At 67.1% G+C, this 16,835-nt stretch carries 14 protein-coding genes; 4 read left to right on the forward strand and 10 right to left on the reverse strand.

The window, feature by feature from the left end:
• Positions 1-36 precede the first annotated feature (36 nt).
• Entirely contained in the window at positions 37-783 is a 747-nt protein-coding gene (lpxH, locus tag J3A72_RS20385; protein WP_032955937.1) for a UDP-2,3-diacylglucosamine diphosphatase, read from the forward strand.
• 91 nt (positions 784-874) lie between these two features.
• Here lpxH and J3A72_RS20390 read toward each other — a convergent pair whose 3' ends face one another.
• Complete coding sequence (locus tag J3A72_RS20390) at positions 875-2,128, reverse strand: M12 family metallo-peptidase (RefSeq protein ID WP_014646083.1); 1,254 nt, start codon at positions 2,126-2,128, stop codon at positions 875-877.
• 225 nt (positions 2,129-2,353) lie between these two features.
• Here J3A72_RS20390 and J3A72_RS20395 point away from each other — a divergent pair, with 225 nt between their 5' ends.
• On the forward strand, positions 2,354-3,811 hold the full coding sequence (locus J3A72_RS20395; protein WP_075076710.1) for a DUF2235 domain-containing protein: 1,458 nt from the start codon (positions 2,354-2,356) through the stop codon (positions 3,809-3,811).
• A gap of 67 nt (positions 3,812-3,878) precedes the next feature.
• On the opposite strand, the gene J3A72_RS20400 is transcribed toward J3A72_RS20395, so the two are convergent.
• From J3A72_RS20400 to J3A72_RS20430, 7 genes are all read right to left on the reverse strand, one after another.
• Positions 3,879-4,703: a ferritin-like domain-containing protein gene (locus J3A72_RS20400; protein WP_032955941.1), complete on the reverse strand. Its 825-nt coding sequence runs from the start codon at positions 4,701-4,703 to the stop codon at positions 3,879-3,881.
• A gap of 9 nt (positions 4,704-4,712) precedes the next feature.
• Positions 4,713-6,179 (reverse strand): amidophosphoribosyltransferase, encoded by a 1,467-nt coding sequence (gene purF, locus J3A72_RS20405; RefSeq protein ID WP_005408246.1) that lies wholly within the window; start codon positions 6,177-6,179, stop codon positions 4,713-4,715.
• A gap of 30 nt (positions 6,180-6,209) precedes the next feature.
• The gene (locus J3A72_RS20410; protein WP_014036126.1) at positions 6,210-6,989 is read right to left on the reverse strand and encodes a CvpA family protein; all 780 of its coding nucleotides are present in this window, start codon (positions 6,987-6,989) and stop codon (positions 6,210-6,212) included.
• A gap of 46 nt (positions 6,990-7,035) precedes the next feature.
• Positions 7,036-8,064 carry an SPOR domain-containing protein gene (locus J3A72_RS20415; RefSeq protein ID WP_075076711.1) on the reverse strand — a complete coding sequence of 343 codons (1,029 nt, stop codon included), beginning with the start codon at positions 8,062-8,064 and terminating at the stop codon, positions 7,036-7,038.
• 80 nt (positions 8,065-8,144) lie between these two features.
• Positions 8,145-9,416, reverse strand: a complete 1,272-nt coding sequence (gene folC, locus J3A72_RS20420; protein ID WP_049407150.1) for a bifunctional tetrahydrofolate synthase/dihydrofolate synthase — start codon at positions 9,414-9,416, stop codon at positions 8,145-8,147.
• 41 nt (positions 9,417-9,457) lie between these two features.
• Entirely contained in the window at positions 9,458-10,102 is a 645-nt protein-coding gene (locus tag J3A72_RS20425) for a histidine phosphatase family protein (protein ID WP_014646078.1), read from the reverse strand.
• A gap of 199 nt (positions 10,103-10,301) precedes the next feature.
• The gene (locus J3A72_RS20430) at positions 10,302-12,467 is read right to left on the reverse strand and encodes a S46 family peptidase (RefSeq protein ID WP_032955952.1); all 2,166 of its coding nucleotides are present in this window, start codon (positions 12,465-12,467) and stop codon (positions 10,302-10,304) included.
• A 477-nt stretch (positions 12,468-12,944) separates the two neighbouring features.
• On the opposite strand from J3A72_RS20430, the gene tdh reads away from it, so the two are divergent.
• Positions 12,945-13,967, forward strand: coding sequence for an L-threonine 3-dehydrogenase (gene tdh / locus J3A72_RS20435; protein WP_032955954.1), 1,023 nt, complete (start codon positions 12,945-12,947; stop codon positions 13,965-13,967).
• Positions 13,968-14,151: 184 nt separating this feature from the next.
• Here tdh and J3A72_RS20440 read toward each other — a convergent pair whose 3' ends face one another.
• Positions 14,152-14,847: a TorF family putative porin gene (locus J3A72_RS20440; protein ID WP_075076712.1), complete on the reverse strand. Its 696-nt coding sequence runs from the start codon at positions 14,845-14,847 to the stop codon at positions 14,152-14,154.
• Positions 14,848-15,048: 201 nt separating this feature from the next.
• Between J3A72_RS20440 and kbl the strand changes: the two genes are divergently transcribed.
• On the forward strand, positions 15,049-16,257 hold the full coding sequence (kbl, locus tag J3A72_RS20445; protein WP_041863091.1) for a glycine C-acetyltransferase: 1,209 nt from the start codon (positions 15,049-15,051) through the stop codon (positions 16,255-16,257).
• Between the two features lie 161 nt (positions 16,258-16,418).
• Here the strand turns inward: kbl and J3A72_RS20450 are convergent, their stop codons facing one another.
• Complete coding sequence (locus J3A72_RS20450; RefSeq protein WP_075076713.1) at positions 16,419-16,754, reverse strand: hypothetical protein; 336 nt, start codon at positions 16,752-16,754, stop codon at positions 16,419-16,421.
• Between the last annotated feature and the right edge of the window lie 81 nt (positions 16,755-16,835).

Consider the following 16,835-nt stretch of genomic DNA (forward strand, 5'->3'; position numbering starts at 1 on the left):
GCGCCACCATCATCATTGATGGCCTAGAATGCGGGCATGACCACGCTGTTCATTTCCGACCTGCACCTGGACCCCAGCCGTCCGGAGATCACCGACCTGTTCCTGCGCTTCCTGCGCGAGCAGGCGCCCGGCGCCGATGCGCTGTACATCCTCGGCGACCTGTTCGAGGCCTGGATCGGCGACGACACGCCCTCGCCCGCCGCCGACACGGTGGCCGATGCGTTGAAGGTGCTGTCCGACAGCGGCGTGCCGGTGTACTTCATCCGCGGCAACCGCGACTTCCTGCTCGGTGAGGACTACGCGCGCCGTGCCGGCCTGCGCATCCTGCCCGACCCGTGCATGATCGAACTGTACGGCCGCGCGGTGCTGCTGCAGCACGGTGACCTGCTGTGCACCGATGACATTCCCTACCAGCAGTTCCGTGCACAGACGCGCGACCCGGTGTTCCAGGCGCAGTTCCTGTCGCAGCCGCTGGCCGCACGCATCGCGTTCGCGCAGAAGGCGCGCGAGGCCAGCCAGGCGCGCCAGTCCGAGATGAAGCAGGACGATCGAGCACAGTTCGAGTCGGTGACCGACGTGGCCCCTGCCGAAGTCGATGCCACCTTCGTGCGCCATGGCGTGGACACCATGATCCATGGCCATACCCATCGGCCGGCGATCCACACGCTGCAGGCCGGTGGTCGCGAGCGCACCCGCATCGTGCTGGGTGACTGGTACGAACAGGGTTCGGTGCTGCGCGTGGATGCCAGCGGCTGGACGCTGGATACGCTCGCGCGCGAATAACGGATCGCAAGGTGCCAACCAAGGTTGGCATCTACCAGAGCAGGTGCATGCGCCCGGGTAGACGCCGGCCTTGGTCGGCGCCTGGACAGTGTCAGCGGAAGGCCGCGATGGTGGCCTTGGTGTTGACCAGCACGCGCTGGTTGTCGGCGGTGCTGGCGTTGCCCATCGGGATGCCGTTGTAGCTGATGTTGGGGTTGGACCAGTAGTTCAGGCGCGGGCAGCTGCGGGTGCAGTTGTAGGCCATGATCGTGCGCCAGCCGGTGCCGGTGGCGGGCTCGTAGCGATAGCCGTGGCCATAGGCATAGGGCGAGGTGCTCGAGTCGGTGGCGATGTCATGCCGCGCACTCTGCAGATGGCCGATCTCGTGCGCGAACGAGTAATAGCCGGTCGCGCAATCCCAGTACACGGCCGCGAACGCGGTCGACGCCGTCGAGCCGATGCCCGAGGCCAGGCCGCAGTAGGCGGTGTTGTTGATCAGCAGCACGCCCACATCAGCCGTGTAGGTATTCCGGCTGGTGTGGATGCTGTCCATGTAGCCATCGCTGGTGCCACGGAAACGCGCCAGGTCGGTATCGAAGCTGCCCGATTCGGTGTAACTGGTGGTTTCGTAGCGGGCCAGTTCCATGGTGATGCCGACGTTGCTGTTGACATAGCCCTGGTTCGATTCGGCCACGGCCAGCTGCACCAGTGACTGCATGTTGCCGCCATAGGCGGCGACGGCGGCATTGGTCGCCACCACCAGCACGCGGATGGTGGCCGGCGTGCCGGACGACGCCTGCGCGATGCCGAGGCGATCGTTGTTGCCCATCGGGATCTTCGGCAGCTGGTTGTAATCGGCCGGATGGTCGGCCGGCATCCGCGACTCGTCCACTTCCACAAGCACGTGGCGGTTGCCCAGCGGGCGCAGGCGGTACAGCTTTCCATCCTTGCGGATCGAGCCGGTGATGGTATCGCCCGAGCGCACCAGGATCAGCGAATTGCCGGGGTCGTCCTGGCCGTTGGAGGTGGCCGCGGTCAGCTTGTCCGAGGGCGAACGGAACTGGCCGTACCAGATGCTGCCGCCATCGGGCAGCGCTTCCACCTTGCTGCGCACGGCCTGCACGCGCTGGCCGAGCAGTTCGAACTCCAGCTGCGGCTGTGCAGTCGCGGCTGCATCAACGCGCACTTCCTGTACCGTCGCGGTGGACGGGGTGGCCAGCAGCTTGCCCAGCGCGGGCTCACTGTTTGCCGATGCGCGGCTGATGACCGTCACCGGCTCGAACAACGGTGCCGCATGCGCGGCCGCCGCCACCGACAAACCCAACACCAGGCCACCTGCCGCTTTGCCAATCGATCTGGACAACATTGCGTCGCTCCTTGAATGATGTGAACAGCGTTGATGCAGCACGACCCGGTGTGCCGGGTTTGGCCATATGGCCTGCGCGGCTCGTGTGAATTCAATAGGCGAGTGGAATGAAAGTCAGGATTTGTGATCGACCGCATCTGCGTTCAGTCAGGTCAAAAGCGTCACTACACTTCGCCAATACACCGCTTTCGCGCTACCGTGACGCAGCCACGACGGGGAATGCACATGGCACCATCGCAGGACACGGACGAAGATGTCGGCTTGCTGCGGATCGGCCTGTTCTTCGATGGCACCCGCAACAACTCTCACAACCTCGCGCGTGGTCGACCACAGCAGCCGCGACCGCGCCCGACGCAGCTGCGTGCGGATGATGATTCGACCTACCAGAGCCGGCTGACCAGCAGCTACGACAACGGCCTGACCAACATCGCACGCCTGCAGCAGCTGTACCCGGACAGCCGCCGCGATGCGATGGCCACGCCTTCGCTGTCGATCTACGTGGAAGGTGTCGGTACCCGCGATGACGCCGACGACGACCTGATCGGACTGGCGTTCGGTATCGGCGCCAGCGGCGTCCGCGCAAAGGTGCAGCGCGCGCTGCAGGTGGTGCTGCCGGCTGCGCTTGCAGAACTGTCCACGCGTTGGCGGCAACCGCTGCGTCGCGTGCAGCTGGATCTGTTCGGGTTCTCTCGAGGCGCTGCCGCCGCACGTGATATCGCCAACCAGCTGCAGGGCTGGGATACCACGCGCTGGCGGCAACTGCTGCAGTCGTCCGGCCTGGTCTGTACGCCGGACTTCGCCCCTGCCCTTCCGGTGCTGCGATTCATGGGCCTGTTCGATACCGTGGCTGCGGTCAGTGGTGGCCGCGCCGACGAACAACCGCAGCTTGCCCTGTCCAGTGGCATCGCTGCACGCGTGGTGCAGTTGACCGCGCGCGACGAGCATCGCCAGCACTATCCGCTGACCACGGTGGCACCGCCGTTCACCGAGATCGCTTTGCCCGGCGTGCACGCCAACATCGGCGGAGGCTACAACCAGCTGGAGGAAGGCCCCAAGCTGCTCAGCCGCCCACGTCGCCAGCAGCTGCGCCGCCCCGCCGTTGCCGACTACCAGATTCCCCCGCTGGCGATGCTGCAGGCCACCACGGCTTACGCTGAAACGCAGGCCGATGCCGAACGCTGGCGGCAGCAGCTGGGCGTGGACGAAAAGGAAGTGTGGGTGGATGTCTGGCACCAGTGGCAGCAGCAGCGCCGCGCCGGCAGCCGCAGCGTGCTGCTGTCCCCGGTGCTGTACGTGACTGCCGCCGTGGTACTGCGGCGGCGCATCGACTGGCGCTACCAGTTGATCGCGCTGCAGGTGATGCAGCAGCATGCCATCGATGCCGGCGTGACCTGGCGCGCCAGCGCTGCCGAGATTCCCGGCTGGGAACTGCCGTCGGCCCTGCAACCGATCGCACGGCGGCTGGTGGCAGGGCAGGCGTTGACCCAGACCCAGGAGGCGCTGCTGCGCCGACGCTACCTGATGCAGTCGGCGCACTGGAATTTCGACGCGCTGGGCGACACCGCCCTGACCTATGCCGCCGATGCCGGCGTCAGCGAACTGCCCTACCGGCCCGGTCCCGGCCTGTTCTACATCAACCGGCCCACCGTGGATGGCAAGCGCGTGGTGCTGCCCAACGCATGAAAAAGGGGACGGAGGGGATTAAGTCGTTTGTGCCACAAACGACTTAATCCCCTCCGTCCCCTTTTGTTCAACCGGCCTGTTCGACCAGGTTGGCGAGCTCGTCGGCGTCGAAGCCGGCCAGCAGGCGCGCTTCGATGTTGAACGGCCCGTGCAGGTAGCCGCCGGCGTATTCCACCAGCAGCGCCTTGAAGCGCGCACGCGGCTCGACGCCGGCGCGATCGCAGTACCAGCGGTACCAGCGCGAACCGGCGGCAACGTGCGCCACTTCCTCGCGCAGGATCACTTCCAGTACGTCGGCGGTTTCACCATCACCGACATTGCGCAGCTTCTCGATCATGCCCGGTGTCACGTCCAGGCCGCGCGCTTCCAGCACGCGCGGTACCAGGGCCATGCGCGCCAGGCCGTCATGCGCGGTCTTTTCGCACATTTCCCACAGGCCGTTGTGCGCGGGGAAATCGGCGTAGTCGTGGCCATGCGCCTGCAGGCGCTCGCGCAGCAGCATGAAGTGCCGCGATTCGTCGTCGGCACAGCTGACCCAGTCGGCATGGAACGCTGGCGGCGGGCCGCGGAAGCGGTACACCGCATCCCAGGCCAGGTCGATCGCGTTGAGTTCGATGTGGGCGATGGCGTGGATGAAGGCGGCGCGTCCTTCCACGCCGCCCAGCCCGCGCCGGGGCACTTCTCGCGGATGCACCAGCACCAGCCGTGCCGGCCGGCCAGGCATGCGGATCGGTTCCGGCGGCGGCGCATCGGCAGCCACCTTCAGGCGACCGGCACGGAACGCGGCGGCATACGCCTGGGTCAACGCGACCTTGCGCAGCGGGTCGGCTTCGGCCAGGCACTGCTGCGCTGCGCGCAGCAGGTCGCCACCAACGTCGGGTACATCGACCACGCCTGGACCTCAGGCGCGGCGCTTGTGCTTGGCGTCGTCCGAACGCAGCTGCTGGATGCGCTCGAAGTAGCCCGGCTCGATACCCGTCGGGTAGTGGCCGTTGAAGCAGGACGAATCGAAGTTGCGCAGCGCCGGGTTGCCCTCGCTCACCGCCGCTTCCATGTCTTCCAGGTCCTGGTAGATCAGCCAGTCGCAGCCCAGGTGGGCCTCGATCTCTTCCACGGTGCGGTTGTGCGCGACCAGCTCTTCGGCCGCCGGCATGTCGATGCCGTAGATGTTCGGGTAGCGCACCGGCGGTGCCGCGCTGGCCAGGTAGACCTTGCGCGCGCCCGCATCACGGGCCATCTGCACGATCTGCTGGCTGGTGGTGCCACGCACGATCGAGTCGTCCACCAGCAGCACCACGCGGTTGCGGAACTCCAGGTGGATCGGGTTGAGCTTGCGGCGCACCGACTTCACGCGTTCGCCCTGGCCCGGCATGATGAAGGTGCGGCCGATGTAGCGGTTCTTGATGAAGCCTTCGCGGTACTTCACCCCGAGCACGTTGGAGATCTCCAGCGCGGCATCACGCGAGGTATCCGGGATCGGGATGATGGTGTCGATATCGTGGTCCGGGCGCAGGCGCAGGATCTTCTCGCCCAGCTTGATGCCCATGCGCATGCGCGCCTTGTGCACCGAGACGTTGTCGATCATCGAGTCCGGACGCGCGAAGTACACGTACTCGAAGATGCACGGGGTGTGCTCGGCCGGCTCGGCGCAGATTTCCGAGAACAGCTCGCCGCGGGCGGTGATCACCAGGGCTTCGCCCGGCTGCACATCGCGCACGCGCTGGAAGCCCAGCACGTCCAGCGCAGCCGACTCGGAGGCCACGATGTACTCGTCGCCCTCGGCATGGCTGCGCTTGCCCAGCACCAGCGGACGGATGCCGTGCGGGTCGCGGAAGGCCACCAGGCCCAGGCCCAGCACCACGCTGACCACCGCATAGCCGCCCTTGCAGCGGCGGTGCACGCCAGCCACCGCGCGGATCGCGGCTTCCGGGCTCAGCTGGCGCTGCTGTTCCAGCTCATAGGCGAACACGTTCAACAGCACTTCGCTGTCCGAATCGGTGTTGACGTTGCGGCGGTCCTGCTCGAACACCTGCTGGCGCAGCGCCTCGGTGTTGATCAGGTTGCCGTTGTGGGCCAGCGCGATGCCGTACGGCGAGTTGACATAGAACGGCTGCGCCTCGTCCATGCCTTCCGAGCCGGCCGTCGGGTAGCGCACATGGGCGATGCCGACGCTGCCTTCCAGGGTGGACATGGTGCGTGCATCGAACACATCGCGGACCAGGCCGGTGGCCTTCTGCACCCGCAGGCGGCTGCCATTGGCCGTGGCGATGCCCGCCGCATCCTGGCCGCGATGCTGGAGAACGGTCAAGCCGTCATACAACTGCCCGGCGACGTTCTGGTTGCCGACGATTCCGACGATGCCACACATGGTGCGAAGTCTCCGCTGGGCTGTGCCCAGTTACAAGGAAGGTGGCCGTACCTGGCCGCGGTGGTCGCCGCGCCTGCGGTCGACATTGGCCGGATCGCCCGGCTCGATACTGTCTGGCAGTGCTGGGGCGTCCGGGCGCACTTCGGCCGGATCGTATGCGTCGCCCTGTTCCGCTTTCGCGGGCCGCAGCCATCCGCTGCCCGCCACTACCTGGTTGAGGATGCCATTATCGCCTGCCGCGCCCGGCTTTCCCAGATCGGCGCCTGCGCTCTTCCCCAGCTCCATCAATGCAGATGGGGACAGCATGTCGGTCGGCAAGGTCTTGGGCAGCAGATCGGCGCCGGGTACCTGCCAGTGCGGCAGCTTCCCGTTCATCCAGGCCACGGCCGGGTTCAGCACCGGGCGGACCGCCGAGCGCTTCCAGGAGGGTTCGGCGGTCAGCGGGGTGAAGCCGGCCAGCAGCACCAGGATCGCCGCGATCAGGCCGCCACGCACGGCGCCCAGCACGCCGCCCAGCAACCGGTCCAGGCTGGTCAGCATGCTGCGATGGATCATCGCCTTGATGACCATGCCGATCACCGCGACCACGATCATCACGCCAATGCCCACGCCCAGGTAGCCGCCAACGAAATGCTCGCCGCCGGGTGCGGCCGGGGCCGCCCACCAGCGTGCCGCATCGTTGCCGAAGGCGAAGGCCGCCCACGCGGCCAGCAGCCACGACAGCGTGCCGATGACGATTCCAACAAAGCCACGCAGCATCCCGAGCAGGGTCGAGGCGGCGATCACGATCAGCAGCACCACGTCGATCATGGCGCCCCGCTCCTTCGGCGGCGCTGGCAACGGGCCTGCGCGTGGATCATGGGTGCGGTCGGACCATGCCGGCCACGCCGACCTTGGCGGCGACCTGCGCCTTCAGCTGCTCGGCGTCAGCGCGGTTGGCCACCGGTCCGACGCGGACGCGATGCAGCGTGCCCTTTTCAGTGCGTACCTGCTCGACGAAAGCACTGAAGCCGGCGGCGCGGACCTTGTCGCGCAGCGCGTTGGCATCGTTGGCCTGGCCGAACGCGCCCAACTGCACGGCGAAGCCGACGCCACTGGCCGCCGGTGCTGTCGGCGTGGCAGGGGCCGGCTTGCTGGCGGCAGCCTCCGGCTTCGGCTCGGGCTTGGCGTCCGGCTTCGGAGCCTCGGGCTTCGGTGCCGGCTTGGGCGGCTCTGGTTTGGTGGTCGCCGTCGGCGTGCTTGGCGGCAGGCTTTCGCTGCGCACCGGGTTGCTGGTGGCCGACGGCGTGGTGGCCGCGGCCGGGGTGCTGGTGGTCGGCGCCGGCGTGGCGGCAACCGTCGCACTGCTGCCTGCCGCCGCATCCAGGGTGATGACTTCTGCCTTCACATCGGCGCGGATCTTGACCGCCTGCAGGCGCGCGGCTTCGGCCTGGGCACGGTCGGCATACGGCCCGACACGCACACGCCACGCCTGGCGCCCGCTGATGGTGGTGGTTTCGGCGAAGCCTGGCAGCTGCGAGCGCTGCAGGTAGGCGATCACCGCATCGGCGTCGGCCTTGCTGCCGTAGGCGCCAAACGTGACGGCGAAGTTGCCGGCGGCAACCGCCGGAGACGTGTCCACGGTCGGCGGCGTAGCCGGCGCGGCCGTCTCCTGCAGCGGCTTGGCCTGCCCGGTCTGCAGGCCGGTGGCTCCACCGGCCGGAGCAACCAGCGGCAGCTCACGGGTTTCGAACTGGCCATCGGCCGGTGCGTCCGGCGCGGCGATCGGCACCGAGGCCACACCGCTGTCCGGCGCCGGTCCCTTGACCAGCATCGGCAGGAAAATCACGGCCAGCGCCACCAGCACGATGGCACCAATCAGACGCTGTTTCAGAGGCGTATCCACGTGAGGCGGCAACTGTCCGGAGGTTGCGGTCGATTATACGGGTGCCGGACCGGACGGCGTCGGCATTGGCTGAACGCGGATCAGGCGGCGCCCTGCAACCATTGCAGCGCGGCAGCGGCGGTATGGAAGGAGCCGAACACCAGTACGCGGTCACCGCGCCCGGCCTGGGCCAGTACCTGTGCCAGCGCCTGCTCGACAGTATCAGCGCGCTGGGCCTTGGCCGCCGCCGTACCGGCCAGGCGGGCCTGCAACTGGGCAGCACTCTGCCCGCGCGGGCCGTCCAGTCCGGCCAGGGTCCACTCGCCGACCACGTCCTGCAGCGCCTGCACAACGCCCACCGCGTCCTTGTCCTGCAGCGCGGCGTACACCGCCAGGGTGCGCCCGGCCGACGCTTCGGCCTTCAGCGCGCGCGCCAGCTGGCCCGCCGCCTGCGGGTTGTGCCCGACATCGACACGGACCTGCACGCCGTCACGCTCGAACGCCTGCAGGCGGCCAGAGATGCGCGCCGCCGCGACACCAGCAGCCCACGCCGCACGCGGCACCGGCTTGTCCAGCGCGCGCAGCGCAGCGATGGCGGCACCCGCGTTGGCCAGCTGGATCGGGCCGGCCAGCGCCGGGGTCGGCAGTTCCATGCGCAGGCCGACATCGCGCCAGCGCCAGCGCTGGGCATCGATTGGTTCGTAGAAATAATCGCTGCCGCCGCGGATCGCGTTGGCGCCGACCAGGTAGGCACGTGCGAGCACGCTCGACGGCGGGTCGGTCTCGCCCAGGATCACCGGCTTCCAGCCACGGATGATGCCGGCCTTCTCGGTGCCGATCGCTTCGCGGTCCCCGCCCAGCCATTCGGCATGGTCGATGTCCACGGTGGTGATCACCGCCACGTCAGCGTCGACGATGTTGACCGCATCCAGGCGACCGCCCAGGCCCACTTCCAGCACCGCCAGGTCCAGCCCGGCGTCGGCGAACAGCTGCAGCGCGGCCAGCGTGCCGTACTCGAAATAGGTCAGCGTGATATCGCCACGCGCGGCCTCGATGGTGTTGAAGGCGGCGACCAGCGCCGCATCCTCCACATCGTGGCCGTCGATGCGCACGCGCTCGTTGTAGCGCAGCAGGTGCGGCGAGGTGTACGCGCCGACCTTCCAGCCGGCAGCACGCGCGATGGCTTCGATGAAGGCCACGGTGGAGCCCTTGCCGTTGGTGCCACCGACCACGATGGTGCGCTGGGCCGGCGCCCCCAGGCCCATCGCCGTGGCCACGGCGCGCACGCGCTCCAGGCCCATGTCGATGGTCGCCGGGTGCTGGCGTTCAATGTAGTCCAGCCAGTCGGCCAGGGTGGTCGGGGTGTTCGTCACGGCAGCGGTTCCAGCAGAAGCAGTTGATGCGAGGGGATGGATCAGAGTGCGCGGTGCTTGGCTTCGCCGAAGAACGGCGTGTGGTGGGCACAGTCGTTCAGGCGCACCACTTCCAGGCTGTCCAGGTCGGCGCCTTCGAGCAGGTTGAGCGTGGTCGGCGCCTGGCGGAAGGTCCACAGGCGGGAGATCGGCAGGCCCAGCACCTTGCACAGGATCACGCGGTTGACCGCATCATGGGCGACCACCAGCAGGGTGTCGTGCTCGCCGAGGCCTTCGGTGGCGCGGGCCAGGCCGCGCCAACTGCGCTCCAGCACCAGGCGCAGCGATTCACCGCCGGGCATCAGCACGGTGTCCGGCTCCTCGCGCCACGCCTTCAGGCGCGACGGGTCCTTTTCGTTGATTTCGCTGGCCAGCAGGCCTTCCCACTCGCCGTGGGCGATTTCCTGCAGCTCCGGCTCGGTCAGCAACATGTCGGCACGGGCGGCACCGAGTGCCAGCTGCGCGGTGCGCTGCGCGCGTGACAGCGGCGAGGCGACGGCACGGGTGATGTCCACCGAGGCCAAGCGGGCGCCCAGGGCCTGGGCCTGGGCTTCACCGATCGGCGAAAGCGGGATGTCGATCTGGCCCTGGTAGCGGCCTTCGGCGTTCCACGGCGTTTCGCCGTGGCGGGCAAGCAGGATGCGCATGCGTGCAAGGGGTCCTGGGGGGAGGAGGTTCCGCGTTTCGTTCACATCCTGTGAAGTGCGCGGAACAGGGATGATACCCGTTCGGCGCACCGGGCCGTGCCGGGCATGAAAAAACCCCGCGACGTGGATCGCGGGGTTTTGGAAACTCCGGCTATCTGGTCGGGGTTGCCGGCCAGCGGCCGGCACTACCGCAACGGGTTTATTTCGCCAGGTTCAGTTCCTTCAGCAGCGCCGGCGCCGGCGCCACTTCCTGCATGATCCACTGCATGTAGCGGCTGTCGACCGCGATCATGCGGGTCATCACCGGGTCGAACACCCAGTTGGAGCTGACCGATTCCCAGTTGCCGTCGAAGGCCAGGCCGACCAGCTTGCCGTTGGCGTCCAGCACCGGTGAACCCGAGTTGCCACCGGTGATGTCCAGGTTGGACAGGAAGTTCACCGGCACCGAGCCCACGCGCTTGTCTTCCAGGCCGCCGTAGCGCTTGGCCTTGACCGCGTCGAGCAGGGCCTTGGGCGCATCGAACGGATCGACGCCGGTGTCCTTGGCGACGATGCCCTCCAGCGTGGTGAACGGGGTGTAGGCCACGCCGTCCCTGGGCTCATAGCCCATCACGTTGCCGAAGGTGATGCGCAGCGACAGGTTGGCATCCGGGTACACGAACTCGCCCTGGCTCTTCTTGTAGTCAGCCAGTGCCTGCAGGTACAGCGGACGTGCGGTCAGCGACTCGCCTTCGCGGATCTTCTTCTGCTCTTCCTGCTTCAGCAGCGACGGCATGATCGCCACCGCGTACTGGATGGCCGGATCGGTGCTGGCTTCGAACGCGGCGCGGTCGGCCTTGAACCACTTCAGGCGTGCATCCAGGCTGCCCAGCTCAGTGCCCGACAGCTTGCTCACCAGTGCCTTGACCGCGCTGGCATCGCTGCCGCCCAGCCAGGTGTTCAGCACGTCGTTGTTGCGCTGCGCGGCCGGCAGGGCGACGTACTGGTCCAGCCAGTAGGTCTGCAGCTGCTGGTCCATCTTCGCCACATAGCGGCGATCCATCTGCTTCAGGCCGCCTTCCAGGGTCGGCAGGTCGCGCTGCTGGTAGCCGACCTCGCGCTCGGCGTCCGGCTTGGTGCGCTCGATCGACAGGCGGTACAGGCCGATGGCGGCGTTGACCGCCGAGGTGTTGTTGAACTGGCCGACGAACAGATCGCGCTCGCGGGTCGCCTTGCTGGTATCCAGGTGCCTGACCAGCTGCGCGTGTGCGGCCAGGGCCGGCTTGCCGGCGGCGCCCTGCTTCTTCAGCCAGGCCAGCACGGCGGCTTCTTCAGCCTGCTTCTGGCCAGCAGCGTCGATGCGCTTGAAGCCTTCCAGCTGGCCGGCGTAGTTCTTGGCCACGTTGTTCATGCTGGCCGCGGTGGCGGCGTACTTCACCTTGACGTCGGCGTCGGCCTTGCCCGCCTCATCGATCATCTTCAACACTGCGTTGTAGTGCCTGGCGATGGTCGGGTAGGTCCAGCTGGCGGTTTCGTTGAACTCACCGGCCAGCGCGTAGCGGTTGGTGCGGCCCGGATAGCCCGCCACCATCACGAAGTCACCGGCGCCCAGCGGCTGGTCGGTGAACTTCAGGAAGTGCTTGGGCTGGTACGGCACGTTGTCGGCCGAGAATGCGGCCGGCTTGCCGTCCTTGCCGACGTAGGCGCGGTAGAACGAGAAGTCGCCGGTGTGGCGCGGCCACATCCAGTTGTCGACGTCGCCGCCGTACTTGCCGACGCTGCCCGGGGGCGCGTAGACCAGGCGCACGTCCTTGATTTCCATGTTGCGGAACAGTCGGTAGGTGTTGCCGCCGGAGAAGGTGTACAGGCGGCAGCGGAAGCCGTCCTCGGCTTCACACGCGGCGACCTGGGCCTTGTCGAAGGCATCCAGCGCACGGCTGCGGGCCAGCGGGTCGTTGCCGGCGGCGGCAATGGCGGCCTTGGCCTGGGCGGTGACGTCGGTGATCTGGTCGAGCACGTAGACGCGGGCGTTCGGGCCGGCGCTCAGTTCATCGCTGTGCTTCGGCGCGTTGAAGCCGTCCTTGATCAGGTTCTTCTCGGCGGTCGAATTCAGCTGGATCGCACCGTAGGCGCAGTGGTGGTTGGTGACCACCAGGCCCTGCGGCGACACGAAGCTGGCGGTGCAGCCGCCGAGGGCGACGACCGCGCCCATCGGGTCGCCGGTGAGGTTGGACAGCTGCTCCGGGGACAGCTTCAGGCCGGCCTTCTGCAACGGACCGGCGATTTCCGGCAGCTGCTGCGGCACCCACATGCCTTCAGCGGCATGGGCGACCTGGGCCAGCCCGAGGCTGGCGACGATGGAGAATGCAAGCAGGTTCGAGCGCATGGAGCAGCCCCTGGTAGTGGAACCCTCGATTGTAGCCCGCCGCCCTGCCCCGGCCCGAACCCCGGAAGTCATGGGCCTACTTCTTGCTCTGCCATGCGCACATCGGCCGCGCACATGGAATCGTCCAGAGGGGGCGTGGTCACCCTGGCCGGGACCGTTGGCGCCATGGGCCGGGCGCATGCGACTGGCGGGTTGGGCAGGACGCCCAACCCCGGTCTTGCCGTGTGCGCAGGATAGCGCGCACGAGCAAGGCGCCATCGAGCACCATGGATGGGCTTTTGCGTGTCCCGGCCAGGGTGACCACGCCCCCTCCCCAGGAATCAAGGAGGCGCTGCTGTTTGCAGCACGTTCGAAACGCCCGTCGGCGCACGCCTTTCGTTCCGCCATTGCACCCGCAGCGCAACATGGGAAATCCGCGCGGCACCCTATAATCCGCGCTTTCCCCCTGATGAGTTCCACCCGATGGCGCAGCAAACGATGAAGGCCCTGGTCAAGCGCGAAGCGGCCAAGGGCATCTGGCTGGAAGAAGTTCCGGTGCCGACCCCAGGCCCGAACGAGGTCCTGATCAAGCTGGAAAAGACCGCGATCTGCGGCACCGACCTGCACATCTACCTGTGGGACGAGTGGAGCCAGCGCACCATCAAGCCGGGCCTGACCATCGGCCATGAGTTCGTCGGCCGCATTGCCGCGCTCGGTTCGGCGGTGACCGGCTATGAGATCGGCCAGCGCGTCTCGGCCGAAGGTCACATCGTCTGCGGCCATTGCCGCAACTGCCGTGGCGGCCGCCCGCACCTGTGCCCGAACACCGTCGGCATCGGCGTCAACGTCAACGGCGCCTTCGCCGAATACATGGTGATGCCGGCCAGCAACCTGTGGCCGATTCCGGACCAGATCCCGTCGGAACTGGCCGCGTTCTTCGACCCGTACGGCAATGCCGCACACTGCGCGCTGGAATTCGACGTGATCGGCGAAGACGTGCTGATCACCGGCGCCGGTCCGATCGGCATCATCGCCGCCGGCATCTGCAAGCACATCGGTGCGCGCAACGTGGTGGTGACCGACGTCAACGACTTCCGCCTGAAGCTGGCTGCCGACATGGGCGCCACCCGCGTGGTCAACGTCGCCAACCAGTCGCTGAAGGACGTGATGAAGGAGCTGCACATGGAGGGCTTCGACGTGGGCCTGGAAATGAGCGGCAACCCGCGCGCGTTCAACGACATGCTCGACTGCATGTACCACGGCGGCAAGATCGCCATGCTCGGCATCATGCCCAAGGGCGCCGGCTGCGACTGGGACAAGATCATCTTCAAGGGCCTGACCGTGCAGGGCATCTACGGCCGCAAGATGTACGAGACCTGGTACAAGATGACCCAGCTGGTGCTGTCCGGCTTCCCGCTCGGCAAGGTGATGACCCACCAGCTGCCGATCGACGAGTTCCAGAAGGGCTTCGACCTGATGGAAGAAGGCAAGGCCGGCAAGGTCGTGCTCAGCTGGAACTGACCCGAAGGGTCAATTCCCCCGCATGTTTCCTTATCCCCGCGCCTTTGGCGCGCCCCCTTGAACAACAAGGGGCTCTTCCCCAGATGGGATCAAGAACACCGCGGAACTGAAGAAGGCGCCGGATGGGCGCCTTTTTCGCAATGCGTGCCAGGCAAGCTTGGCACCTACCGTAACGCCTGCGGCGTTACTTGCCCACGGCCACGGTCAGCAGCACCCGGCTGTGGGCCAGCTTGCCCGAGTTCTCGCGTCCATTGCCGTCGGTGCCGTAGTAGCCCAGGCCGACGTTGAACAGGCCGAACTGGCGGCTGACGCCGACGTTCCAGTCGGTATAGTCCTTGGCGATGCCGTCCTCGAAGGTGCTGCGACCGACGTTGGCATTCAGCGTGAAGTCCTTCGGCAGGCCCCAGCTGCCGCCCAAGCCGTAGTACCAGCCATCGGTGCCGCTGTTCCACTGGTCGTTGGTGTAGGCCACGGTCAGCTTGTAGGTGTCGTCAAGCGTGGTGGTGGTCACCAGCTCGTTGTAGTTCTGGTGGCTGGCACCGAGGTAGGTGTAACGGTTCAGCAGCACGTCGAAGTTGACGCGCGAAGTGACGTCCACGCCGTAGCCGATCTGGTAGTCGATCTCGGTGTTCGGATCGCCCGGACCGAAGTCCACGCCCGAACCCCAGACACCGGCATACAGGCCCACCGGCGAGGTGTAGGTGAAGCCCGCCTGCAGGGTCGGCTTCTCGCCGGTCTGCGACACGCCACGGAACAGGTAGTCGGAAACGGCGGTGACATTCCAGCTGTACGGCGATTCGTTCTCCTGCGCGCTGGCGGCGAACGGGGCGGCCAGGGTCAGGGCAGCGGCAATGGCGAGGCAGGCACGGGCGTGCTTCATGAGCGTCTCCGGTGGGGGCGGTGGCGTGGCGTGGAAGGCGGGAGCGGCCGGAGCGCGACAGCTCCGGTTCACGAATTCTTAACCACTTTGCTATTGCGATGCAACATGCGCTGCCCATGGCGATGCCCCATCCAGCCCGGTTGATGACCGGCGATGCCCGGTAGAATCAGCGGTTTCCCCGTTCAGAGCCGTGCCCACGCCATGACCGACGTCTCCTCCGCCCTGACCCGCCACTACGCCGAGGAACTGGACGCCATCCGCGCCCAGGGCCTGTTCAAGTCCGAGCGGATCATCACCAGCCCGCAATCGGCCGAGATCACCCTCGACGACGGCCGCAAGGTGCTGAACTTCTGTGCCAACAACTACCTGGGCCTGGCCGACCATCCGGACCTGATCCAGGCCGCCAAGGACGCACTGGATACCCACGGCTTCGGCATGGCCTCGGTGCGCTTCATCTGCGGCACCCAGGACCTGCACAAGCAGCTGGAGAAGCAGATCGCCGATTTCTTCGGCAAGCAGGACACCATCCTGTACGCGGCCTGCTTCGATGCCAACGGTGGCCTGTTCGAGCCGCTGCTCGGCGAGAACGACGCGATCATTTCCGACGCGCTGAACCATGCTTCGATCATCGACGGCGTGCGCCTGTGCAAGGCCAAGCGCTTCCGCTACGCCAACTGCGACATGGCCGATCTGGAAGCGCAGCTGCAGGCCGCCGATGCCGCAGGCTGCAAGACCAAGCTGATCACCACCGATGGCGTATTCTCGATGGACGGCTTCATCGCGCCGCTGGACGAGATCACCGCGCTGGCGAAGAAGTACAACGCGCTGGTACACATCGACGAATGCCACGCCACCGGCTTCCTTGGCGCTACCGGCCGTGGTTCGGCCGAGGTCAAGGGCGTGCTGGAGAAGATCGACATCATCACCGGCACTCTGGGCAAGGCCATGGGCGGCGCGCTGGGCGGCTTCACCTGCGCCAGCGCCGAGGTGATCGAACTGCTGCGCCAGCGCTCGCGCCCGTACCTGTTCTCCAACTCGCTGCCGCCGCATGTGGTGGCCGCCGGCATCAAGGCGTTCGAAATGCTGGCTGCCGCTGACGACCTTCGCAGCACGCTGGCCGAGAACACCGCCTACTTCCGCGAGAAGATGACCGCCGCCGGTTTCGACGTGAAGCCGGGCGTGCATCCGATCAGCCCGGTAATGCTGTATGACGCACCGTTGGCGCAGAAATTCGCCGAGCGCCTGCTGGAAGAAGGCATCTACGCGATCGGCTTCTTCTTCCCGGTGGTGCCCAAGGGCCAGGCCCGCATCCGGACCCAGATCAGCGCCGCGCACAGCCGCGAGCACCTGGATCGCGCGATCGATGCGTTCACCCGCATTGGTGTCGAACTGGGCGTGGTCAAGGGCTGATCATGCCGGGGTCGGATCCCTTTCCTGCGGAAAAGGCCCTGACCCCGCTGGTCAAAGCGTGCCGACCAAGGTCGGCACCTACCGGGCTGGATGGCTGCCGACCACGGTCGGCACCCGCCGTGGCCTGAGGGCGTGCCGGCCAGGGTCGGCACCGCCAGGCGTCACTTCTTTTTCTTCTTGCCCTTCGGCTCTTCCTTGCTGGCCACCACTACCGGCTTGGCGGCGGCGTCCTGGCCGTTGCCCTTGGCAACGCGGATGCCGTTGGCCTTCATCCAGGCATCGAACTCATCGGCGGTCATCTTCTTGTCGCCGGTGCTCATCAGGAAGCGGTAACTGCCGCGACCATCCAGCTCCGGGGTCTTCACTTCCACCACCGGGGTCTCGGCAGGCGTTTCCGCCTTGGCCACCTTCTTGTGGCCGCCACAGGCGGCCAGCAGCACCATCGGCAGCAGCAGGCCTGCGCAGCGCAGGGTTTGGTTGAGGGTCGGGTGGTACATGGGCAGGCTCCGTTCGGGAAATTCAGCAACCAGGCGCCCCCTACGCCTGGAACGGTGGCCGGCAACTGCCGGCCGCGGGCG

The organism is Stenotrophomonas sp. PvP093 (assembly GCF_017876915.1).
Classification (GTDB): Bacteria; Pseudomonadota; Gammaproteobacteria; order Xanthomonadales; family Xanthomonadaceae; genus Stenotrophomonas; species Stenotrophomonas muris.